This is a genomic window from Corynebacterium sp. CCUG 71335 (assembly GCF_024454075.1).
Lineage (GTDB): Bacteria > Actinomycetota > Actinomycetes > Mycobacteriales > Mycobacteriaceae > Corynebacterium > Corynebacterium genitalium.
The window spans coordinates 1-781 of the sequence record NZ_JAGPYY010000031.1 but is presented as its reverse complement, the minus strand read 5'-3'; the positions used below and the strand labels follow the sequence as shown (position 1 = coordinate 781).

At 55.8% G+C, this 781-nt stretch carries 1 rRNA gene; it reads left to right on the top strand.

Annotated features, from left to right (window positions below):
* Positions 1-781 (top strand): 16S ribosomal RNA (locus tag KBX19_RS11270); the annotation flags it as partial.

The window sequence follows — 781 nt, the reverse complement described above, 5'->3', positions numbered from 1 at the left end:
AGTGACGGTACCTGGATAAGAAGCACCGGCTAACTACGTGCCAGCAGCCGCGGTAATACGTAGGGTGCGAGCGTTGTCCGGAATTACTGGGCGTAAAGAGCTCGTAGGTGGTTTGTCGCGTCGTTTGTGTAATACCGCAGCTTAACTGCGGGGTTGCAGGCGATACGGGCATAACTTGAGTGCTGTAGGGGAGACTGGAATTCCTGGTGTAGCGGTGGAATGCGCAGATATCAGGAGGAACACCGATGGCGAAGGCAGGTCTCTGGGCAGTAACTGACGCTGAGGAGCGAAAGCATGGGTAGCGAACAGGATTAGATACCCTGGTAGTCCATGCCGTAAACGGTGGGCGCTAGGTGTGAGTCCCTTCCACGGGGTTCGTGCCGTAGCTAACGCATTAAGCGCCCCGCCTGGGGAGTACGGCCGCAAGGCTAAAACTCAAAGGAATTGACGGGGGCCCGCACAAGCGGCGGAGCATGTGGATTAATTCGATGCAACGCGAAGAACCTTACCTGGGCTTGACATGCACCGGATCGCTGCAGAGATGTAGTTTCCCTTGTGGCTGGTGTACAGGTGGTGCATGGTTGTCGTCAGCTCGTGTCGTGAGATGTTGGGTTAAGTCCCGCAACGAGCGCAACCCTTGTCTTATGTTGCCAGCATTTGGTTGGGGACTCATGAGAGACTGCCGGGGTTAACTCGGAGGAAGGTGGGGATGACGTCAAATCATCATGCCCCTTATGTCCAGGGCTTCACACATGCTACAATGGTCGGTACAACGCGCAGC